The sequence below is a fragment of the Streptomyces sp. NPDC052109 genome (assembly GCF_040680195.1).
Lineage (GTDB): Bacteria > Actinomycetota > Actinomycetes > Streptomycetales > Streptomycetaceae > Streptomyces.
In genome coordinates this window covers 22,405-43,682 of record NZ_JBFAWF010000033.1, presented here as the reverse complement: position 1 = coordinate 43,682, position 21,278 = coordinate 22,405, and the positions used below count along the sequence as shown (strand labels likewise).

Annotated in this window: 16 protein-coding genes; 5 read left to right on the top strand and 11 right to left on the bottom strand. The window is 70.6% G+C overall.

The genetic code is table 11. The features are described from left to right. Positions 1-613 precede the first annotated feature (613 nt). Positions 614-1,123: a hypothetical protein gene (locus AB0L59_RS38915; RefSeq protein ID WP_365591955.1), complete on the top strand. Its 510-nt coding sequence runs from the start codon at positions 614-616 to the stop codon at positions 1,121-1,123. A gap of 531 nt (positions 1,124-1,654) precedes the next feature. Here the strand turns inward: AB0L59_RS38915 and AB0L59_RS38910 are convergent. Together AB0L59_RS38910 and AB0L59_RS38905 are read right to left on the bottom strand one after the other, a co-directional pair. Next, complete coding sequence (locus tag AB0L59_RS38910) at positions 1,655-2,059, bottom strand: hypothetical protein (protein ID WP_365591953.1); 405 nt, start codon at positions 2,057-2,059, stop codon at positions 1,655-1,657. Between the two features lie 294 nt (positions 2,060-2,353). Beyond that, positions 2,354-2,509 (bottom strand): DUF6131 family protein, encoded by a 156-nt coding sequence (locus tag AB0L59_RS38905; RefSeq protein ID WP_365591950.1) that lies wholly within the window; start codon positions 2,507-2,509, stop codon positions 2,354-2,356. Positions 2,510-3,262: 753 nt separating this feature from the next. On the opposite strand from AB0L59_RS38905, the gene AB0L59_RS38900 reads away from it, so the two are divergent. Next, positions 3,263-4,540, top strand: coding sequence for a phosphatase PAP2 family protein (locus AB0L59_RS38900; RefSeq protein ID WP_365591947.1), 1,278 nt, complete (start codon positions 3,263-3,265; stop codon positions 4,538-4,540). A 109-nt stretch (positions 4,541-4,649) separates the two neighbouring features. On the opposite strand, the gene AB0L59_RS38895 is transcribed toward AB0L59_RS38900, so the two are convergent. Next, on the bottom strand, positions 4,650-6,044 hold the full coding sequence (locus AB0L59_RS38895) for an MFS transporter (RefSeq protein WP_365591944.1): 1,395 nt from the start codon (positions 6,042-6,044) through the stop codon (positions 4,650-4,652). A 367-nt stretch (positions 6,045-6,411) separates the two neighbouring features. Here AB0L59_RS38895 and AB0L59_RS38890 point away from each other — a divergent pair, with 367 nt between their 5' ends. Then, positions 6,412-6,765: a hypothetical protein gene (locus tag AB0L59_RS38890; RefSeq protein WP_365591942.1), complete on the top strand. Its 354-nt coding sequence runs from the start codon at positions 6,412-6,414 to the stop codon at positions 6,763-6,765. Between the two features lie 139 nt (positions 6,766-6,904). Here AB0L59_RS38890 and AB0L59_RS38885 read toward each other — a convergent pair whose 3' ends face one another. Genes AB0L59_RS38885 through AB0L59_RS38865 form a run of 5 tightly spaced genes read right to left on the bottom strand, consistent with a single transcriptional unit; the run spans position 6,905 to position 14,229 of the window. Further along, complete coding sequence (locus AB0L59_RS38885; RefSeq protein ID WP_365591940.1) at positions 6,905-9,409, bottom strand: acyl-CoA reductase; 2,505 nt, start codon at positions 9,407-9,409, stop codon at positions 6,905-6,907. Then, the gene (locus AB0L59_RS38880; RefSeq protein ID WP_365591937.1) at positions 9,406-10,572 is read right to left on the bottom strand and encodes an acyl-protein synthase; all 1,167 of its coding nucleotides are present in this window, start codon (positions 10,570-10,572) and stop codon (positions 9,406-9,408) included. The genes AB0L59_RS38885 and AB0L59_RS38880 overlap by 4 nt, the downstream gene beginning before the upstream one ends. Continuing rightward, entirely contained in the window at positions 10,569-11,702 is a 1,134-nt protein-coding gene (locus AB0L59_RS38875; protein WP_365591935.1) for a GNAT family N-acetyltransferase, read from the bottom strand. The genes AB0L59_RS38880 and AB0L59_RS38875 overlap by 4 nt, the downstream gene beginning before the upstream one ends. Further along, positions 11,699-12,970, bottom strand: a complete 1,272-nt coding sequence (locus AB0L59_RS38870) for an MFS transporter (RefSeq protein WP_365591933.1) — start codon at positions 12,968-12,970, stop codon at positions 11,699-11,701. The genes AB0L59_RS38875 and AB0L59_RS38870 overlap by 4 nt, the downstream gene beginning before the upstream one ends. Beyond that, complete coding sequence (locus AB0L59_RS38865) at positions 12,967-14,229, bottom strand: phenylacetate--CoA ligase family protein (RefSeq protein ID WP_365591930.1); 1,263 nt, start codon at positions 14,227-14,229, stop codon at positions 12,967-12,969. Before AB0L59_RS38865 ends, AB0L59_RS38870 begins: the two co-directional genes overlap by 4 nt. Before the next feature lie 573 nt (positions 14,230-14,802). Here AB0L59_RS38865 and AB0L59_RS38860 point away from each other — a divergent pair. Beyond that, positions 14,803-16,434, top strand: coding sequence for a sigma-70 family RNA polymerase sigma factor (locus AB0L59_RS38860; protein WP_365591929.1), 1,632 nt, complete (start codon positions 14,803-14,805; stop codon positions 16,432-16,434). A 30-nt stretch (positions 16,435-16,464) separates the two neighbouring features. Here AB0L59_RS38860 and AB0L59_RS38855 read toward each other — a convergent pair whose 3' ends face one another. From AB0L59_RS38855 to AB0L59_RS38845, 3 genes are all read right to left on the bottom strand, one after another. Continuing rightward, complete coding sequence (locus tag AB0L59_RS38855; protein ID WP_365591927.1) at positions 16,465-16,878, bottom strand: VOC family protein; 414 nt, start codon at positions 16,876-16,878, stop codon at positions 16,465-16,467. Between the two features lie 347 nt (positions 16,879-17,225). Beyond that, a complete protein-coding gene (locus tag AB0L59_RS38850) occupies positions 17,226-17,375 on the bottom strand; it encodes a hypothetical protein (RefSeq protein ID WP_365591925.1) in 150 nt (49 codons plus the stop codon). A gap of 36 nt (positions 17,376-17,411) precedes the next feature. After that, positions 17,412-18,110 (bottom strand): lytic transglycosylase domain-containing protein, encoded by a 699-nt coding sequence (locus AB0L59_RS38845; RefSeq protein WP_365591922.1) that lies wholly within the window; start codon positions 18,108-18,110, stop codon positions 17,412-17,414. Positions 18,111-19,074: 964 nt separating this feature from the next. On the opposite strand from AB0L59_RS38845, the gene AB0L59_RS38840 reads away from it, so the two are divergent. Continuing rightward, a complete protein-coding gene (locus tag AB0L59_RS38840) occupies positions 19,075-21,180 on the top strand; it encodes a protein kinase (RefSeq protein WP_365591920.1) in 2,106 nt (701 codons plus the stop codon). Positions 21,181-21,278 lie beyond the last annotated feature (98 nt).

Sequence of the window (21,278 nt, the reverse complement as noted above, 5' to 3'; positions counted from 1 at the left end):
GCCGCGGAGATCTGCGACACACGCGGTCGGCGCCGGTGGAGCAAGCGCGACGAATGCCGGCGAATCCGCGCACGTGCGGCCTCCTGCCCACTTGGCAGCGCCCCGCCCGCCGTCGCAGTTCCGCCCCAACTCCCTGTCGGGTAACGGGCCTTCTGTCCTCGCTGCCCTCCGGAGCCGCACTGCCTCCCGGGCCGGACTCAGCATCCGAGAAGACCGGTGGACCGCTTCCCGTGCGGGCCGGGAGCACAGTTGGCCGGCCGGTGACGGTACCGCGCGACGGGACCCGACCCGCACAGGCGGGCACCGCTCCTCTCATGCGGCGGCGAGGTCCTAACACGCCTCATCTCACGTGCCGTAGCGACACGCTGCGACACGTGAGGTGAGGCGACGTCAGAAGATCACTCAAAAGGCCTAATAGTACGTCAATCCTCTTTTTTTCTCGCTCACTTGATGTGCGGTCAGCGGCTTGCGTCGGGGGCGCGTGGGGCCGCGAATACCTCGAACGGCTCCCGCCTCCGGTAATCCGATATGACCGGTATGTCGGCTCTGGGTATGTTGATCGCAGCTGGCTGAAGGGCCGGCGTCTCTGTGACAGAGCAGACAGGAGAGCACCATGAAGGTCCCCCGATCTACCGTAGTAACCGCCGCTGTAGCGGGCGCCGCGGCCCTGGCTGCGACCGGTATCACCTACGCCTCGACGTCCTCCTCCTCCGCTCCCCAGGCAACGTCGGCGCTCCCGGCCGCCGCGGCCCCCCTCGGCGGCGAGGCCGGTCAGGGCAAGGGCAACGAGGGCTGGAGCAGGGGCAACGAGGGTGGTGAGCACCGCGAGGGTGGTGAGCACCACGAGGGCCGCATCCTGGTCAACGAGCGGTCGTACTCGTCCCACCCGGGCGACTGCATCACCGTGGTCAGCGGTCTGGGCGCCAAGACCCTGAACATCCGCAATGACAGCCACAAGTCCGTCGAGGTCTTCCGAGGGGCGGTCTGCGACAACGGCGCTCCCATCGCCACCGTCGGACCGCACAGCTCCAGCTACGGTGTGCGCGTGCGGCACCCCGAGGGCATCGAGATCAAGGACGGAGTGGTGGCCAGCTTCCGCGTGGTCTGCCCCTGGGACTACTAGGCGCGAGGCGTGTGAGGAACCCCGGCCCGCCGGAATCGGGCCGGGGCTCCGGTCCCCGACCATTGTCTGGCAACGCACGTGCCGCGTGCACCGTGCCATAACGGGGCACCAGGCCCTGCTCACCTGGTGCCCGGGCGGCCGTCCGGTCGTTCCGCGGCCGACCCGCCTGCTGATTTCCCTCCGAGTGCCTCCAGCTCCTGCGTGTCCCGAAGTCTTACCCCGAACGGGTGAACAAGCCGGGAACCGCACGCTGGGGGCACTTCCTGTTTCCCCGGGCCGTGAGCCCGGGCGTGTACGCCCGCCGGACCGGACAGCCCCCGGCTGATGCGGATCGCGCTCAGGTGCTCGGTGCACCGGCACGGCTGCCGGCCCGCGGACCGGCCCGTCGCACCGGGGAACCCTGAGAGCCGTCGCTCGGAGCGGCCGGCGGCGCCCGGCGGTGGACGCGGTGACCGACTGCACCCCGGCATGCCGGTGTCTCCCAGGCCCGCACGCGGGAGACACCTCGATGTGCCGCAGCGACGGGCGATTTCAGCGCACCCAGACGTCGATCACTGGGGACACGGCCCGCATCCTGCTGTCGACGAGACGCAGCTTGTTGTGGCCCTTCATGCCCAGCGCGACGCGCATGTTGTACGTCGAGTGCGCGTCCGTGTTCATCGACGCCGGCAGACTGATCCAGCCTTGCCCGCCCACCTGCTGTTGGAGGATGACCCGGCTGCCGGCGGGCACGTCGGCGGTGCCGCGGAGCCTGAAATGCTGCCACGCGCGCACGTTGTCGGCCGAAACGTCGACCGAGGGGGAAGCCGAAGCCGTGGCGGTCGGCTTGCGGTGGGGCGAGGGGCGTGCGGCAACGGCGACAGCCGTGCCGACGGAAGCGGCGACCACGGCTGCGGCCACCGCTCCGGCACCCCAGATTCGTACCGTCTTGAGCATGCTCTGTCTCCCGGTCGGGGGAACGCAATCGCCGGAAGCATATGAACATGACGGGCCTATGTGATCATTAGACACGAAGTATTGCGAAGGGCGTACCTCGTTCAGCTGCGGCGGCCTCCTGGGGCGCCTCATGTCCGGCTTGCCGCGGATGCCGCCGTCGTTCGTCGAGCCGGCGTACCGGGGCCGACGGGCGTCCGAGGGCCGGCAGGCGGCTGCTCCCTGCGCCTGCCTGGACGATCCCTCGGACGCCGGCCGGGAGGTTCGGCCCCGGCAGCCGGAGAGAAGCCTTGACGCCTACCAGTAGTGCCGTCGGCCGGCGACCGCGTGTCCCATCGAGCCCAGGATCCACAGGACCGCTCCCACGACCACGAGGATGATGCCGATGGTCCACAGGATGGATATCCCTGTGACGAAACCGATGACGAGTAGGATGACACCGAGGGCGATCATGGCGGGCCTCCTGGTGATGAATGGCTCTTGTCGTCCGAGTGCCCCGACTCGCGCGCGATACGCCCACCGGAATTCCGCGGAAATATCCCTCGCATTCCCAGCGCAGCTCGGTGGGGGAGAAGGCCGGATGTCCGTGGGCCGCATTTCGGCTCCGGTCCAGGCCCGCGGCGGCGCCGCAGGGCTGTACGGAGGGGCCGGGGGGCAACGGAGAGTGACCAAACGGGGGCGGACGGCTGACGGTGTCGATCACCATGACCGCGGGCCTTGCGGTCATTCCTTGGGGGGCGGTGCAGGCGCGACAGGCTGATGTGCCGTTGCTCGGTGGCGCCACCGAACGACCGGTCCGGGTCGACTCGGAAGGGAGGGGCGGCCGAGCGGAAGCGCACTTGTCCGTCGGCGTGCGGTCGTCAAGCCGACGTCCCCGTTCGCGGCCCCAAGCTGGCGGCCTTGAGCGCAGGCGCCGGGAGTCGGTGAGCATCCCGTCACGCTGGATGGGCGAGCCGAGTTCGGCGAGCCTTCGCGTCACTCGCGACCAGCGAAATCCGTCCGTACCGCTCCGGTAACATGATCGAACTCACCAGGGGCTCCCTCGGTACGCGCCCTTGACCGGAGAACTGTGGCATCTGGCATGAAAAGTGACCATTTATCAACATCTGAAAATCGGCCAAACAATTGATACCTAAAGCATCGCGGGTGTTGTCGCGAAACAACTGCAGAACTGAATGTGCCGCGTGGCGTCAACCGCGGGCGTTGATGTGGGCCACGACGGGTGCGGTGACCCTCGTGTTTCTCGTCGCGTTGGAGATCGCCGCACGACGCTACGGCCTCTCGGGGCCGATCACCAATCAGCTGCGAGAAGTGATACTGCCCCCCAAGTCGGGTTTCCTGCTGTACGCCAGCATGGCGCTGATGATGGTGGTCCTCACCTGGCGGCAGCGGCTCGTCGCGGCCGGTGTCGCCATCGGCATCGACGTCGCCTTCCTGGTGGTGCGGTGGGCGCTCGGTGTCAAGGTCACCGACGGCCATCCCTTCGGCAACGGCGCCTTGTGGGTGATTCTGGGCTATGCGGTCATCGCTGTCACGCGTCGCAAAGGTCAGGAACGCGTCCTGCTGTTGAAAGGTGTCGGCCTCGGCCTGTTGCTGGTGGCCGGCCGCAAGGCCGGCGATACCTGGCTGTTCATCACGTCGAACACCCGGCCGGCGGTGCTCGACGAGTATGTGGCAACCGCCGATCACGCGCTGGGCAACCCGTCATGGCTGGCAGGCCGGATGGTCAGGGCCACCGGTCCGATCGGCGCGCATGTGCTCGACTACGTGTACATACAGCTTGCGGTGGCCGCGGTCGTCGTCGCGCTGTACCAACTGCGCAACGTGGCGGTCGAGCGCCGATTCCCGCGCCATCATCTGGTGCGTACCTTTCTGGCCATCGGCCTCCTCGGCCCAGCCGTCTACATGGTCTTCCCTGTCGTCGGACCGGTCTTCGCCTACGGCGCCGACGGCGGACACTGGGCCGTGGCCAACCTGTGGCCGGACACTCCGCCGATGAATACCCCGCACCCCATACCGTTCGACGAGATCACCCCACGCAACTGCATGCCCAGCCTGCATACGGCGTGGGCTACCGCAATTTTCATTCATTCTCGCAAGGGCCCGCGCATTCTGCGGTTCGCAGGCGCGTTCTGGCTGATCGCAACGCTCGGTGCGACACTGGGATTTGGCTATCACTACGGCGTGGATCTCATCGCCGGCGTGGTGTTCGCGCTCACGGTCGAGGCAGCGCTTCGCTCGCTCGAACGTGGCTGGGACCGGTCAGGAACGCAGCTGGTCTTCCACGGCACAGCAGTCTTTGCCGCGCTCTTGGTGTCCTATCGCTATCTGCCGATGGAGATGGCCGCGCATCCATGGGTTTTCGGACCGCTTCTGATTCTGGCGATGTCCTCGGTGGTCCACGGCTACGTACGAACCACCAGACGGTGGGAACCGAAGGCCGTACCAGTGCGGCAACCGGAACCTCAACCCGAACCCGTCTGAGTCACTCGTCGCCGAGGAGCACGGAGCCCAGCGGATGACAGGCTCGAGAACCGGGCGGGAGTGCCCGACGGGCGGTGGTGATCCCCGGGGTGTCGACAAAGTCGACGCTCTACGTACTCGCTTTCGCGGGCACGCACCTCACGGCGAGGCCGGCTGCGCTCAGGTAGGCGAGGGCTCCGACGGCCATGGCCGTGCGCAGTCCGGTGCTGTAATCGCTGCCGGTGGCGAGCAGGCTGCCGCCCAGAGCCACGCCCGTGGCGCTGCCGATCTGGCGGGTGGTGTTGAACAGGGCGGAAGCCGCCCCCGAGTACCCCGGGGGCGCGGCGGCCATCACGGTGGCGGTCGAGCCGGTGAGGGCGAAGGACGTGCCGAAGCCGGCGGCCATCATCGGAGCCACCAGAACCGCGTAGGCGGATTCGGCCCCGGCCGCCGCCCAACCGGCCAGTCCCAGCGACGCCACCAGCATTCCGGAGACGACCAGCGGGCGGTCCCCGGTACGGCGGGACAGCCGCCCGGACAGTACGGAGGCGAACATGGTCATCCCCACCGCCGGGAACAGCGCCGCGCCGGCCGCCAGGGCACTGAAGCCCCGCTGGTGCTGGAAGTACAGGCTGGCGGTGAACACCATGCCGTAGAAGCCGAAGTTGAACAGCAGGCCGAAGGCGGCTCCGCCACTCATCGTGCCGGAGCGCAAAAGAGCCGGCGGCAGGATCGGGGAGCGGGCCCACCGCTCGCGCACGACGAACGCGGCCGCGGCCACGACCGCCAGTGCCAGTCCGGCGAGGACGGCGGGGTCGGACCAGCCGCGGCGGCCCGCCTCGTTGAGCGCGGCGGTGAGCAGGGCCACCGCCGCGACCACCGCGCACTGTGCCGGCCAGTCAGGTGAACGGGCGGCGCGTCGCGGGGAGGGATCCACGTGCCGCAGCGTGAGCAGCAGACATGCCGGCCCGACGGGCAGATTGATGAGGAACACCGACCGCCAGCCCACCGTGGTGACCAGCAGCCCGCCGAGCAGCGGTCCCGCCGAGGCGGCGATGCCCGCCATCGAGCCCCACAGGCCGAAGGCCCACGAGCGGGCCGCGGGCTCTGGAAAGGACTGCTGCAGCAGGGCGAGCGAACCAGGCACGATCAGCGCAGCGCCGAGCCCCTCCAGCAGCCGGGCCGCCACCAGGGCGGAAGCGCTGGGGGCGACCGCACACGCGGCCGACGCCACCGTGAACACCACCACACCCCAGCAGAAGACGAGCCGGTTGCCCAGCCGGTCGCCGAGCGCGCCGCCCGTCATCAGGAATCCGGCGAGGACCAGGGTGTACCCGTCGGTGATCCACTGGATGCCGGTGAGCGAGGCCGACAGATCCCGGCCCACCACCGGCACGGCGACGTTGATGATCGTCACGTCCAGGATCACCATGAAGTACCCCGTACACACCGCCAGCAGCGGTGCCCGGGAGCGCCTGCCGGGCCGGACGGCCGGCTCGGCGGCGGGAACGGGCGCCTCGGTCATGACGGTGTCGCCGGTCTCCGGGCCCGGGCGGTCGGCATGCCGGCACCGCCCTCAGCCCGGCGGCGGCCTCCGCGGTGCGGAAACACATGTCCCGAGCGACCGCGACGACCTCGGCCGCTCCCGCCGCACGCGGCGGAAGCGGGGCCACTGATCACGTGCCCGCGCCCACGTCGCCCGTCTTCCCGCGCCACTCCTCCATCTTGGCGGCCGACAGCGGACCGTACACCTCGGGACCGTCGCCGGGCGGCTCGCACTGTACGGAGCAGGGCGGACACTCCGCGTACAGACGGCGGAGGGCGCGGTGTGGAGCCTGGGTGATCAACCGCTCTGCCACGCGGAGCCGCAGCCGGGATGGCAGGATCAGGGCGTGTCCGTCATCAGCAAACTGCAGATCAAGCCGGGGCAGAGTGTCGTGGTCCTGGGCAAGCCCGAGGACGTCCACCTGGAGATCGAGGCCGCAGGCGATGCGGCTTCGGCCGACGCGGTCCTCGCCTTCGTGACCACCTCCGGTGACCTTCTCGGGGCGAATGCGCGGGCGGCGCTGGCCGCCGCGCAGCGCGATGCCCTCGCCTGGGTGGCCTACCCGAAGGGCGGGAGGCTCGGAACGGATCTCAACCGCGACACCCTGGCCGCCGCGCTCTCCGAGCGGGGTGTGCGTCCCGTGCGCCAGATCGCCATCGACGACACCTGGTCGGCGCTCCGGTTCCGGCCCGGTGAGTGATCGCCGACGGGCAGGCGCGCCGGGGCTGGAGCGAGACGGGCAGCACGAGCGAGCAGGTGCTCGCCCCCGACACCGCCGACCCGCCCCGCGCTCCACCGTGCCCCGGCCCGTACCTTCGGTGGCGTGGATCTCCTCGGTCTCAGCGCAGGTCGACGACCGTGCGAAGCTTGCCGCTGGCCGGGGTGCGCTCGAAGGATTCCCTGCGCACGTTCCGCACCGCGAGGGACAGCAGGCCCTCCGCCATCGCTGAGGCCACCTCCGGGATCTCGGTGGTGACCGCGGCGCGCGTGACGCCGGGGGCGGGGGCGTACTGCTCGTCGAGCCGGACCGTCAGCTCCTCCCGGTCGGCGCCGGGCGCCACCGCCAGCTGCACCTCGCCGTGGTAGGCGAGGCGTTCCTCCAACACCCTCACGATCCGCCGGTAGTTGACGAAGTACGTGCCCACGCGTACCACGTCGCCGTAGCGCCCGAGCAGTTCGAGGCGAGGCACGGTGCTGCCGCACGCACACGTGCCCTCCATCGCGCGTCCGAGGTCGCCGATCTCGTAGCGCTCCAGGCGCTGACCGGCGCGGGCCCGGGAGGTGAACACCAGCCGTCCCGGTTCTCCCGGAGCCACCGGCCGGTCCAGCAGCGGATCCAGGATCTCCAGCGTGTGCAGGTCGGTCAGCACATGGTGGACCGAGCCGTCGGAGGACGCGCACTGGTAGCCCAGGGGCCCGAGGTCGGTGCTGCCGTAGGCCGCGGAGCGGATCACCTCCACTCCGAAGTCGTCCCTGAGCACCCTGCGTTGTTCGGCGGTGAAGTGCTCGCCGCCGTAGAACACCTGCCGGATGCCGCCGTAGGCACGCAACCGGCCGGCCTCGGCGTGCAGCAGCTGCCACACGTAGGAAGGCATACCGAAGAGGGTGTCGACCCGGTGGGCGACCAGTGCCTCGGCGACCATGGCGTGGTCGGGTCCTGCGGCGATCGGGAACTGGGTGGCGTTCAGCCGTTCCAGGATGGAGAAGAAGCTGATGAAGCTTCCGTACATGCCGCCGCTGTAGAAGAGGTTGGCCGCCCGGTCCCGTGCCGGGTCGAAGCCGGCCGCGAGCAGCCCGTCCGCCGCGGCGCGCATCTGGTTGTCGTAGTCGTCGCAGGTGAACACCGACAGGGCGGGTGCGCCCGTGGAGCCTCCGCTGCGGAAGTAGAGGTGTGCGTGGCGCGGATCCAGGGTGGCGAGCGCGCGCTGCACGCCCTCCTTGCCGAGGAGCGGCGCGTCCGGGACCGGGGGCGGTACCGGCGGCGCCACCAGATCGTCCAGGCAGGGCACCGTACGGAAGTCAGCGTCCGCGGTGCGCACGCTCACCCTGCGGCTGTAGCGCTGCAACGCGTAGACGCCGTCATGCGGTTCGCCGTCGTAGCCGTCCAGCATGGAGCCGACCGGGGTGACGCGGGTGACGCCCGCGGCGAACATCGCGCGGGAGAACTCGGCCACGTCAGCACGGTCGCCGGCGACCGCAGCGGTCTGCAGGTAGCGGCGCATGGGCCGCAGGACCGCGGTGATCGCGTGCCGGGGGAGCGGCTTGACCCAGACGCTGCGGTGCAACGGGGAGGCGTCCAGGGCGGAGCGCGTGTCGGCCAGGACCCGCCAGGAGCCGTCCTCGGCGGCGAACACACGGGTGAGGCCCAGGTGCTGTTCGAGCCGGGCGAGCTGCAGCACAGTGGTGATCTCCGCCTGCTCGGCGGGATGCGGTGCAGGGGCCGGACGCGTGTCGGACACCTTCGCCAGCCGCTGCGCGAACCGGCCCGCGAACGCGAAGAGTTCCTCGGTGGCGTCGGTGTCGAGATACACCACCTGCGGGCTGGAACACGCCTGCTGTTCGAGCCGGCAGACGTCCTCGGCGAGCGCGTCGAGAATCGCGTCCTCGGACGCGGACTGCCGGGTCAGGTAGGCGAAGGAGATCCGGTGGCCCCATGCGACCACCCGGCACCCGGGCTGGGCCAGTTCGCCCGCCGCGCGCTCCGCGTCCTCGCCGCCCCACACCGCGATCGCGTCCGCCGGCCCGCACAGCGCCTGCAGCCACTCACGGCGCGCGGAGGGGAAGCGCAGGGCGACGACGCGCTCGGCGATCAGTCCGGACGGGTCGGCCGCACCGAGCGCGGCGAGTACGTCGAGGGCCAGTGCGGAGCCGGAGCCGCTGGTCTTCAGCACGTTGAGGTTGCCGGCCAGCAGTCCCTCGACGACGCTCAGCGGGGCCACGGCCGCCGCGTTGCCCGGTGCGATGTGCACCAGCAGGCCGACGGGCGCCCAGGCCTCGTACACCGTCTCGCGGGCGTCCGGCCGGGTCAGCCGTTCCGGGCGCAGGCCGCCCAGTTCCCGCCGCAGCTTGCGCTCCAGCGCCTCCCGGCCGAGTGCGGCCGCCAGCTCGGCCAGCACGCCCGCGGCCTCGTCGGCGGGCAGCTGCTTGGCCAGTCGGCCGTAGCGGGCGGAGGCGGGATCGGCCAGATCACGGCTGAGCGCGGCACAGGCGCCGAGCACCACGTCGGTGGGCAGCGGACGCGACAGGACCCGCCCGGCCAGCTCGGGCAGACCGGCGAGGCGCCGGCCGGCCTCGGCGTCGTCGACGAACTCGCCCTGCCACAAATGGAGTACGGGGGCTATCACGACATTCCCTTCATCAGTTCGGCGGCGGCGACCGCGCAGCTGCGGTTGCGGCTCACCCCGGCACGGCCGTGCACGGTGAACCAGTCGGTGGACAGCGGACAGGGGCACTCCTCGCCGGGGTGCAGCGACGCGAGGTCGCCCATCAGCACGCTCTGCGCGGGCACCGAGGTGATGTAGGGGCTGACCAGGTGCAGGAAGCCACGATCGCCGTACGGCAGGGGACGCAGGGTCCCGGTGTCGCGGACGGCCGCTCGTGACCACACCGGCACGTGGAGCCGGTGATGGGCGCACTCGACGTAGGGCACGCAGTGCTCGACGGAGCCGAACGTGTCGCGGACGCGCTCTCCTGGAATCCCGAGGCGGTCGGTGACCTCTGCGTAGAACGCGTCCTTGCCGATCTCCCGGTCGGCGTGCCCCTTCCAGCCGCCCCCGAGCACCACCAGCGATCCCTCGGGCAGCCGTAGCGGCGGCAGCCCCATCGCCCGCATCCGCTCCAGGGTGAAGCACAAGAACGCGGGGAGGCCCAGGATGCGGACCGGCACGTCGTCCTCGGCGTAGCGCTGGAGCGCGGCGACGCAGCCGTGCACGTCGAATTCGTGGCCGGCGCCGGTGTGCCGCAGAGCGTGCGTGGTGTGCCGGGCCGGGGCGAAATCGCACAAATAGTTGTCGGTGAACGACGTGCCCAGTCTCATCGCCGGAGCCGGCTCGTAGCTGTACAGCAGGTAGTTCGCCGGCTGCTCGGGGGTGATCCAGCCGTAGTGGTCGAAGATCCGGGCCACCATGCGTTGTGCCGCGCGGATGGTCCACTCGTCGAAGAACATCTGGGACTTCTGGCCCGTGGTGCCCGAGGAGGTCAGATGCAGGAACACTTCGTCGCGCGGGATCGAGAGCACCTCGTGACGCTTGAAGAAGGCGGCCGGCACCAGGGGGGTGCGCACTCCGTCGCCGACCGTGGCAGCGGGTGCTTCGGCCGGGTCCTCGAGCAGGGCCGCGAAGAAGGGGGAACGGCGGGCGTGCCAGGCGTTGGTCTCCGCCATGGCGGCGGCGAACAGCGCGTCGGTGCCGGGGCCGGCGGCGTACGGTTCCGCCAGGTCGCACAGGCGCTGCACCTGGCCGAGCGCCGCCGGGTCGGGAACCTCGACGGGAGCGAGATGGGGTTTCATCGGGACACCTCGTGAAGGGGCAGGTAGGTGGTGGTCCAGGCGCTCAGATAGGCACCGAGGTACGGCTGCAGCAGCGGGCTGACGGCGGTCGTGCGGAAGTCGATCTGACGGCTGGTGCGCGAGAGCACGACGTAGTCGTGGAGCCGGTCGTGGATGCGGCGCATCGCTGGGTAGACCGCGCTCGGTACGAATCCCGAGGCGAGGAACACCTCCAGCGCCTCGGTGTCGGCCAGCGGCAGCAGCGCCTCGACATAGTCGGCCCCGGCCCGGGTGACCGACGCGATCAGCGCCTCCAGGGTGCCCGCCACCGCGGACGGCCTGGGATGGACCGCGACCAGCGCGCAACTGCCCGCCACGGGATCGAGGTCGGCGTACGCCTCGAAGCGGCCGTCGACGGCCACCAGGACCGCGTTGGGGGTGTGCAGCGGGAAGAAGCGGTCGTCGGCCGCGGGAAACAGCTCCAGGAAGCGGCGCCGCACGAAGGCCGGGGCCGCGACCAGCTCGAGCGGTTCGGCGTCGCCGGGGGCCGCCGCACCGCGGCAGGGGGCGGGCCGAGTCCGGGTGTAGTCGATGCCGACGCCGTGTGAGGCGGCGGACAGCAGCGCCGACAGCCGGTCGGGCACGCTCGCCACGGGTGCGCGGCGCGCCAGCACACCGTCGCCGTAGCGGGCGAACAGCGCGAGCGTCTCGCAGCCCTCGACCTCGACGGCGTTCGGCAGCAGCCCGAGCGGCCGGAACCCGTTGCGTACGACGACCTGCTGTGGACCTTCGGTGACGAGACGGACGGTGGCGTACACCGAGTCCAGCAGTCCGGTGGCGAAGGCCGCGTCGCAGACCGCGCCGGTCAGCCGGGAGGCCAGGCCGCCGCCGCGATGGCCGGGGTGCACCGCGAGGCCGACCAGTTTGCCGATGCGGCCGCCCGGTTCGGTCAGCACGACCGCGGAACCGACCAGGTCGCCCGCGGGGGCGCGGGCGACGAGCCAGTGCGCGCCGCCGTCGGTGATCAGTCGGCGCATGACCACCGGGTCGCTGCCGAGCGGCACCGGGTAGCCGTGCCCGTACACCTCGAAGTACAACTGCCTCAGCTCGGCGATGTCCTGGACGGACGCGGGGGAGAGGACGGCGCTCACGAGGACTCTCCCGTGAGCACGGGCGTCGGTGCGTCCGGGCTGTGCTGCCCAGCGGTGTCCGCGCGGCCGCCGAGCCACCACAGCGCCAGCGCGACCGGCACGAGCCCTGTGCCCTGGGCCAGGCACAGCGTTCCGGCCGTCAGGCGGTCGCCCAGCGCGCCGAACACGAGCGCGGACACAGGGAACGTGGCGCCCAGCACCGCCTGCATGACCGCGAAGAAGCCCGGCTTGTCGTCCGCGGGCACCAGCCGCTGGAACAGGGCGACGAACCGGACGCCGATCACGCCGACGCACCAGCCGGTCACGGCCATCGAAGCGAGGGCCGCCGCGTGTCCGGCGCACAGGCCCGGCAGAGCCAGGGCGGCGGCCGTCACGGTCAGGCACACGCTGCCGACCGCCACGGGACGGCCGGGCAGACGGCCGCCCGTGCACGACCCCAGCAGGGTGCCCGCACCGAGGGCCGTCTCCAGTGAGGCGACGGTCGAGCCGGTCGCGTGCAGCACCTCCTGGGTGTACAGCGGCATCACCACGTAGACGGCGGTGGTGAACACGTTGGCGGCGGCGAAGCAGACCAGCACACGACGGATGAACGGCAGACCCGCCAGTACCGAACGCAGGGTTCGCGGCTCGGCGACCGGGCCGTTTCCGGCCCCCCGGCGCGGGAAGCGCGTGGAGGCGATCAGCAGGGCAGCGAGCAGGTAAGCGCCACCGCAGGTGGCGGTGACGCCGGCCGGTCCACCCGCATCGACGACGAGGGGGCCGAGCAGCCCCCCGCACAGTCCGGCGACGGACTGGGTGGACAGTTCGAAGCCGGTGGCCGACTCGATGTCGGCGTCCTCGACGAGTTCCGGAACCGAGGTGGTCAGACAGGGATCGAAGACCGCCTGACAGCCGGCCAGTACCAGCCCCACCGCGTAGGCCGCGGTCATGGGCAGGGCCCCGGCGCAGGCCAGGGCGGCCGCCGTCACGGCCACCGCAGCCGCCACCGCTGCCGCGCTCGCCAGCACCCTGCGGTGCGCGTGCCGTGCGACGATGCGGGCGATCACCGGGGCGAGTGCCACTGCGGGCACCGTGCTCACCACGAGGAACAGGCCCGAGTCGAGCCCCCGGTGCGCGCCGCCCGCGAACCCCACGAGCCACCAGACCGTGCCGACCTGGAACATGCGGCTCGCCGCCTGGGTGAGGAGCTGACCGGTCCAGACCCTGCCGAAGGACGGATTGCGCAGGACGAGCGGCAGGCGCCGTACGCGCGTGGTCGCCGCCCTCACGTGTGCGGCCGTTCGTCGACGACCCGGATGAGCTTGCCCGAGCGGGAGTTGACCGCGAGCTCCTGGTGCCGCACCCACTCGACGCCGATCGGGTTCACGTGCCCGGAGGCGGTCGCGCTCGCGTAGAAGGGCCGCGCGGCGAGGACCGCCGCGACCACGGACTCCCGCAACGCGGCAGGCACCTCTGCGGGATCGGCGACCGCGAGTCTGAGCACCAGGCCGTCCCGGCCGTCCCGGCGCCGCACCACCAGTTGCAGGCCGGTCACCTCGCCGCGGATGGCTGCGGCGGTGACGACGTCGTGGACGTCCTCGGTGTAGAGGGACACGGGGCCGACCCGTACGCCCTCCTCGGCGCGCCCGAGGATTCGGAAGACACCCGCGTCCCGGTCCACCCACTCGGCCCTGTCGCCCGCCGGGTAGCGGAGCACGGGCATGAGCCGTCGGCGGAGATCGGTGACGACCAGCCGCCCCGGCGCACCGTTGCCGTCGACAGGTTCGTCACTCTCGTCCGAGAGGATCTCGACCACCGTGTGCGGTGTGAACGCACGGTGGATGCGTGGATCGCCGCCGGGCACGGCCTCGCCCAGAAGTCCCGCGTCGACGCTCGCATATCCCAGGGAGCGCGGCTCGGCATTCGGGAACGCGGCCCGGAGCAGCGGAATCTGGTCTCCGAAGAGGCACTCCCCGCCGAAGAAGAGCAGCTCCACATCCGGCAGGCTGCGGTCGGCGCCGGCCAGGCGTTCGGCGAGCGAGCACAGGGTGGTCGGGGTGCCGGCAACGACCTGGACCCGGAACTCCTCCAAGGTCGCAGCGGTGGATTCCCAGGGCGTCGCGCCGCCGATGGGCAGCCGGACGTTGGCCACGGGCGAGCGGTGCAAGGAGTCGAGGACGAAGCTGAAGCTCGCGTACAGGTCGCCCGCGTAGAAGAGGTCCGCCACTCGGAGACCGGGCCGCAGCCCGGCGCGGACGAGCCCGGCGCCGAACGCGGCGGTGAATTCGCGCCATTCGGTGCGAGTGTAGTAGGAGAACTTCGGCGAGCCCGTGGTGCCGCCGCTGCGGAATACGACGGCTTCGTTCAGGGGGGCGGTCAGCAGCCGGTTGGCGCGGGGTGTGTTGGCTCGCCAGAAATCGGCCTGGGGCACCACCGGGAGATCCGTGAGCCGCGTCACGTGGTCAGGGAGGTGGGCGTAGAGGTGGCGGTAGAAGGGCGAGTTGTTCCGGGCGAAACCTATGAGTTCCGCAATTGGTTGAACGGGCATCGATTCCTGCTCGAAGGCGTGGACCGCCGGCGCGAGAAAGCCGGCAGGGTGCGACGGGGCAGGCCCACTGACGTGGACTTCGTCGCTGAAAGTGTGAGTGAACGGACGCGCGTGGCGAACGGCGCGTCCGGAGGCGAGTTTATCTCACCATTCGGAACGGCCTTGCGCCAACTGGCCACCCGTGGAAGGGGCATTGAGCCCTCGCGGACGAGTTGTGGGGACCTTCGGTTCCCAGGTGACCGGAGACGGTGATCACACCCAAACTGTCACCTATAACCGTGCTTTGAGGGTGACTCAAGGAAACCTTATGGAAATCCGCTTCCCGGCAATCCTTTCCATGGCCTGAATACGGCTCCGGCTGATCCGAGGAATGGAAAATCCCGGGATCCGCCGTCGTGCGTCTCCGGGCCCGTTCAGCGGGCGCCGGCCGGCACGACGTCGTGCGGCACCCGAGCGGCAGTGGTCCCCGGGCCGACCCGGATTCCCTGCCGAGGAAGTGTTATCCGAGGCGCGGCGAGCGGTCTCCCAGGTATCGGACACAATCGTGCGGTCTCGAGGACAGGAAGCATGGGTATGAGCACGCAGGACGCGATGGAGACGGCGGCACTGGTCACGGCCGCCCGAGAGGGCGACACACAGGCACAGGACGCCTTGGTCAACGCGTACCTCACCCTGGTCTACAACATCGTGGGCCGAGCCCTGAACGGCTCGGTGGATGTCGACGACGTGGTTCAGGAGACCATGCTGCGGGCCCTGGACGGGCTGGGCGGACTGCGTGCCCCCGAGCGTTTCCGCTCCTGGCTGGTGGCCATCGCGATGAACCAGGTCCGGGAGCACCGGCAGAATCGTCTCTCCGCCCCCGGCGGGGTGGAAGAGGCCGAGGACCTCGCCGATCCGGGTGCCGACTTCGTCGATCTGACCGTCGTCCAGCTCCAGCTCACCGGGCAGCGCCTGGAGACCGCGCGGGCGACACGCTGGCTGGAGCCCGACGACCGGGAACTGCTGTCCCTGTGGTGGCTGGAGTGCGCCGGCGAGCTCACGCGGGCCGAGGTCGCCGCGGCTCTGGACCTCTCCCCGCAGCACGCCGCCGTCCGGGTCCAGCGGATGAAGGCACAGCTGGAGGCGGCCCGCGTGGTGGTACGAGCGCTCGACGCACGGCCGCTGTGCGAGGAACTCCGGACCGTGCTGGCCACCTGGGACGGCAGGCCCTCGGCGCTGTGGCGCAAGCGAATAGCCCGGCACGCGCGCGGCTGCACCCGCTGCGGCGGGTTGTGGAGCGGACTGATGCCCGCAGAAGGGCTGCTCGCCGGTCTGGCGCTGATCGCGGCGTCACCCGCACTGCTCGCCGTGATGTCCTCCGGCGCGGGAAGGCTTGCCCCGGCTGGTGCCGTCGCACCGCTCGCCGGCCCCGGGGGTGGCGCGGGACCGGGCTCCGGCACCGGACGGGGTGGCGTACGGGGCCGGACCGGCTCGCGCAGGCAGTCCCGTCGGCGTCGGCGCATGCGCCGCCGGGCCGTCGGCGGCGCCGTCGTCGCCGCCTGCGTGGCGGGCGGCGGCCTGTGGTACTTCGGTACAGGTTCCGGCCCCGGCACCGACGCGAACGCCGAGCGAAGTACAGCCGTGCCCATCCTGGACCTCTCCACGCCCGGCACCGAGAACGCATCGCCGTCGTCCTCGCCTTCTCCGTCCCCGTCCGTGACCAAGCCGAAAAGGACGCGCGCCGCCAAGTCGGGAAGTCCTGCCAGGAGGAGCACCCCCGCAGCCCCGGAATCCGCTCGCACGACTCCTGCCGCCGGGAACACGCCGCAGGCTGAGGCGGATCCGACCGACGTCGGCCAGGTCGTCGCGCTCGTGAACAAGGAACGGTCAGCCGCCGGCTGCGGACCGCTCACGGAGGACCCGCAACTGCAGAAGGCGGCCCAGGGCCACTCCGACGACATGGCCGCGCGGGACTTCTTCGACCACACCAACCCGGACGGCGCGGATCCCGGGCAGCGCATCACCGCCGCCGGCTACCGCTGGTCCACCTACGGCGAGAACATCGCCCAGGGCCAGCAGTCCGCCGCCGCTGTCATGCAGTCCTGGATGAACAGCCCCGGCCACCGGGCGAACATCCTCAACTGCTCGTTCAAGGACATCGGCGTGGGCGTGCACAAGGGCGCGGGCGGTCCCTGGTGGACCCAGGACTTCGGCGCCAAGATGTGACGCCTCTGTCCTCGGCGCCGTGGCCGGGGATCAACGGCCGGGGGCGCGCTCGGTGACCTCCTGCAGGAACCACTCGTTGCCGTCCGGGTCAGCGAAGGCGGCGAACGTGCCGTAGCCGGCCCGCTCGGGGTGCAGGCCGGGCACGCGGTGCGCGTCACCGGCGTGGTGGAAGGCGCCGCTCTCGTCGCGGAACGGGCCGGAGACCCGCACACCGCGAGAGGTCAGCTCCTGCCGGGCCTCGACGATGTCGGTGACGGTCAGCTGCAGGCCGTGGAGCGTGCGCGCCGCCTGCTCGGTGAGACCCTCCCCGAAGATGATCGAGCACCCGGAACCGGGCGGAGTCACATGAGCGTTCCGGTAACCGTCGTCGATCGGGAAGCCGGCGTCGAGGGGCCGGCCGAGCCGCTCCACGTAGAAGGCCTTGGCGCGGTCGGCGTCGGACACGGGCGTACCGGCGCAACCGGGACCTCACCGCGTTCGGACACGTGTGAGTGGTGGATGCGCGCCCGCAGTCACGTGAGCGCACGCGGTGCAGCGGAAGAACGCAAGCCTCGAGGAAGCCGCTTCTCGCCATCGGCGGCAACGACATCGGCCTCTCGGCCCTGTCGGGCCCCTGTGCGTAGCTCACGTCCACTGGTGCGGCCGGCAAGTCCGTGCCGTAGGCCGCGGGAGACTTCGTCCGGCTGCGCGACGAGGCGAAGGAACCCGACGCGATGCCGGCCACCATTGGGTGGAAGCCGTCAGTCCCAGGCAGAGGCCGGCCGCGAGCCGCCAGGGGCGCGTCCCCGTCCCTACCTGGTCACCGGTGCGCGCGGCCGTCCACGTCGACCGGTAAGGGCGGCGCCGACGTCCCACAGCACCGTCAGGATCACGAAGAAGGCCAGGACGTACAGGCCGTCCGACGGGGCCCGGCGGCGGCCCAGGGACGTGTCCCGGGGCACGCACGGTGATCCATCGGCCGGCCGGCACAGGAAGCCTCAGTACCAGTGGTTGGCCTGCCAGAAGGACCAGGCCTGGCAGGGACTGCCGTAACTGGCGTTCATGTAGTTGAGGCCCCACTTGATCTGGGTGGCGGGGTTGGTCTGCCAATCGGCGCCGGCGGAGGCGTACTTGCCGGCGGGCAGGGCCTGGAAGAGGCCGTAGGCACCGGAGGAGGCGTTGACCGCGTGGTAGTTCCAGCCGGACTCGTGGTCCACGATGTTGCTGAAGCACTGGAACTGGCCGGCCGCCACCATCTGACGCGCCATCGCCTGGATCTGCGCCACGGTGTAGCTGCTCTGGACGGGGAAGTCGGTGGAGCCGCGGGTGCTGTCCCGGCTGGCGGCCTCGGTCTTGGCCTGGGCGCGCTCCTTGGCCTGCTGGGCCGCCTTCTCCGCGGCCGCCTTCTTGGCGATCGCCGTCTCGGCGGCTGCCTTGCGGGCCGCCTCTTCGGCGTCCTTCTTGGCGCCCGCGTCCGCGGCGATGGCCTGGGCGTCGGCCTGTTCCGTCAGGGACGCGGACTGGACCTCGGCCTGCTGCCCCATGGGTATGTCCGCGAGGAGCGTGGTGTCCGCTGCCGCCGCCTCGGCGTCGTTCGGCTGGGCCGTGCCCGCCGAGGCGACTCCGACGACGCTTCCCACAGCGGTGACCGCCGTGGCCGAGGCCACCGCGACTCCCCGGACCGACATCCGACTCACGCGTTTCCCCTCCGGTTCGTCCGCTCCGTCGATGACGTGACGGAGCGCAGGTATCTCCCTTGCCGATCCCGGCAGTTGGAACACTCTGCCGTGCCGGTGCGATCGGCGCAATCATGGAGGAGAGAAGGTGGGGTTGGTCACATCCTTCACTCTTGCCCCACAGCTACCGCCGATGTGAACCCTTTCCGCATGTCGGCTCGTGTGACGGACATGTCCGAAGAGCTGAGGGAGCCGGCCGTTCTCACATCGGGGAAGAGTGGGAGGACGGCCGTCCCGTTCCTGCGGCGGGGCCAGCCAGTAACATCCCGGCCGCAGGCACCTTTTCGGGAGTAACTGCCGCACTCAACGTCGGGGCCGCCGTCGGACCACTCGTCGCCGGGATCACCCTCGGCGCCGCGGTCGGGGACCTCGGCCCGCTGGCGGGCGAGCGGGCTCCTTGGCGCGGTCGCGCTGCTCATCGCGTTCCCCTCCGTACTGTGGTCGCGGCCGACCGGAGCCCCGAGGTGCTCCAGTGACGCATGCGAACGTCTCCTCGAACATCGCGGGGGGCCGAAGGCTCGTGGAACGAGGGTTGTCCGTACGAACGTCTCCCGTCTTTCGGAGCGGGCGAAGCAGTCGGCGACCGAGGCCAACAGGCCCCCGAACGCGATGTCGTGGCCTTCGCGGTCTACCGTCGTCGAAGCGGCCGTCTCGTTCTGATGTCGCGCCACACCACGTCATGATCAAGGCGGCCGCCCTCATGCCCGCAGCCACCCCCCGGCCAGCCGCTGAAAAGCAGCAACAGCAACGGCGGGGCTGTCCACAGCTGCCGTAACTGACCGGCGACAACCCACCCTGCGGGTCAGAATTCAACCGCCCAAACCGGGTCAGGAATCAGCCGCCGCCGACGGCGGTTTCATGCGGCGCCCCCATCGCCGCTATCGTGGCCGAGCCATTGTGCGTGATCGTTGGCTCCGGGGGAGAGATGGGCACGGGGGAGAGGCGCCTCACCGCGCTGGGGCACTACGAGGTGGCTGAGTTGTTGGGTGCCGGCGGGATGGGGGAGGTATATCTCGCCCACTCTCCGTCCGGACGAGCGGTGGCCGTGAAGGTCATCCGTGAGGACCTGGCTGCGAGACCGGGGTTCCGCGAGAGGTTCGCCCGTGAGGTCCAGGCGGCCCGGCAAGTCAGCGGCGCGTTCACCGCGCCGGTGCTGGATGCGGACACGACCGGTGACGTCCCGTGGATGGCCACCCAGTACGTTGCCGGTCCCTCTCTCGACACCGCGGTGAAGGAGCGAGGTCCCCTACCCGCCGACGAGGTCTGGCAACTGGCGTCCGGGCTGTGCGAGGCGCTGCGGGACATCCATCGAGTCGGTCTGGTGCACCGGGACTTCAAGCCGAGCAATATCCTGCTGGCCGAAGACGGGCCCAAGGTCATCGACTTCGGAATCTCCCGCCTCGTGGACGCGACTGCTCTGACACAGAGCGGCGAGATGATGGGGACTCCGCTGTTCATGGCGCCCGAACAGTTCCGGGATCCCCGTGAAGCCGCGTCGTCCGCCGACGTCTTCGCCCTGGGCTCGGTGCTGGTCTACGCGGCGACCGGGCATGGTCCGTTCGACGCCGACACCCCATACGCGATCGCCTGGAACGCGGTCCACGAGGAACCGAACCTCTCCGGGCTGCCGGAGTCACTCCGTGTGGTCGTGGAACCGTGCCTGCGCAAGGAGCCGTCCGCACGGCCCGATCCGGAAGCATTGCTGGCTCTCTTGTCGTCTCGGCGTGAGCGGCGCACCCAACAGGCGCTGGCCCGAGATGCGGCCCTCGCGCAGACACGTCGTAAACGCCTGCGCCGCGGCGCGTCGGCGCTGTCGGCGACGGTGTGCGCGGCGCTGGTGGCCTGCGTATGGCTGTGGTGGCCCCGGTCCGAGGGCGAAGAGGCGGACGCAGCTCGGCCGTCCGCCTCCACCTCACGACCGGCGCCGACACCGGTCCGTCTGCCGGGCTGGAAACCGTGGAGCACCCAGTTGGCGGACGGTTTGCCCGACGGCTCGCCCACCTGCACCTACCGGTCCGCCGCTCTCTGGTGCACCGAGGGCGCCACTCTGGCGGCCCGGCTGGACCCGCGCACGGGGAAGGTGCTCTGGCGGCGGACCACGAACGAACACGGACTCCCCGTCCTCCTCGGTGTGACGCAGGAGGCTGTCGTCGTCGGCGAACGTCTCGGCACCGAGCAGACTGATTCGTACAGGGTCTGGACGTTCGATGCAAAGACCGGCAGGCCCATGCGTGAACAGAAGATCGCCGGCGCCGAGACGTGCGTCGTTGCAGAGGACACCCTGTTCTGCTCGAAGAACGGAGCAATCACCGCATGGGAGCCGGTCGGCATGGAACGCGTGTGGACCGCTGATCCGGGCTGGGACCTGCTGTCCCCGGGCACCGGAGACCCCTTCGACAGGGTCTACGTGGCGAAGCGTGACGCAAGCGGACGCCCCACGCAGGTCGGAGAGATCACGCAGGGCGACGGAACGCTCCTCTGGCTTCGTGATGTCCCTCAGGGAGCCGATCTCGTCACTGTCTCCGGGAATTACCTGTACGCCACGGGATCGTCGACCTCCGGCACGGAGGTGACCCGGCTGATCCGGATCGACCGCGGGACCGGCGGAGTGAAGTCTCTCGAGCTGGGGGCTCCCGAGGAGCTGCTCGGCGTGGTGGAGGACGTTTTCTACACCCGTAGCGACACGGGTGTGGTCAGCGCCTATGACATCTCCGCGAGAAGACGGATGTGGTCCTCTACCACACTGCAGGACGGACTCTCCGCTCCGTCGGTCGACGGTGACCGCGTCCACTTCCTGTCCCAGGACGGAACGGTCATCGCCTTGGACCGGCACACCGGCGGTGCCCTGTGGCAGAACCAGCCCTCGAAGGGGACAGCCCGTCCAACCGAGTTCATCGGACCCGTTCCGCGGCTCGTCACCCTGGGCGACGTCATCATCGCCCCCGCCCCCGACCTCCGCCTCCGTTCCTTCCTCGCTCCTGCCGCGAGCGCGGCTTGGCCGAGCGGCGGCGCGAGTGAAGCCCGCCGGTAGCAGATACGGCAGCCGTAGATAGGTCTGCCGTTGCCTGTTGCTGCTTGTCAGCGGCTTGCGGGGGGTGGCTGCGGGCGTGAGGGCGGCCGCCTTGTCTC

Coding starts and splice junctions, on each gene's coding strand:
- AB0L59_RS38910 (WP_365591953.1), bottom strand. CDS start 2,059: ATGCTCAAGACGGTACGAATCTGGGGTGCCGGAGCGGTGGCCGCAGCC.
- AB0L59_RS38880 (WP_365591937.1), bottom strand. CDS start 10,572: ATGAAACCCCATCTCGCTCCCGTCGAGGTTCCCGACCCGGCGGCGCTC.
- AB0L59_RS38900 (WP_365591947.1), top strand. CDS start 3,263: ATGTGGGCCACGACGGGTGCGGTGACCCTCGTGTTTCTCGTCGCGTTG.
- AB0L59_RS38895 (WP_365591944.1), bottom strand. CDS start 6,044: ATGACCGAGGCGCCCGTTCCCGCCGCCGAGCCGGCCGTCCGGCCCGGC.
- AB0L59_RS38865 (WP_365591930.1), bottom strand. CDS start 14,229: ATGCCCGTTCAACCAATTGCGGAACTCATAGGTTTCGCCCGGAACAAC.
- AB0L59_RS38905 (WP_365591950.1), bottom strand. CDS start 2,509: ATGATCGCCCTCGGTGTCATCCTACTCGTCATCGGTTTCGTCACAGGG.
- AB0L59_RS38860 (WP_365591929.1), top strand. CDS start 14,803: ATGAGCACGCAGGACGCGATGGAGACGGCGGCACTGGTCACGGCCGCC.
- AB0L59_RS38915 (WP_365591955.1), top strand. CDS start 614: ATGAAGGTCCCCCGATCTACCGTAGTAACCGCCGCTGTAGCGGGCGCC.
- AB0L59_RS38840 (WP_365591920.1), top strand. CDS start 19,075: ATGGGCACGGGGGAGAGGCGCCTCACCGCGCTGGGGCACTACGAGGTG.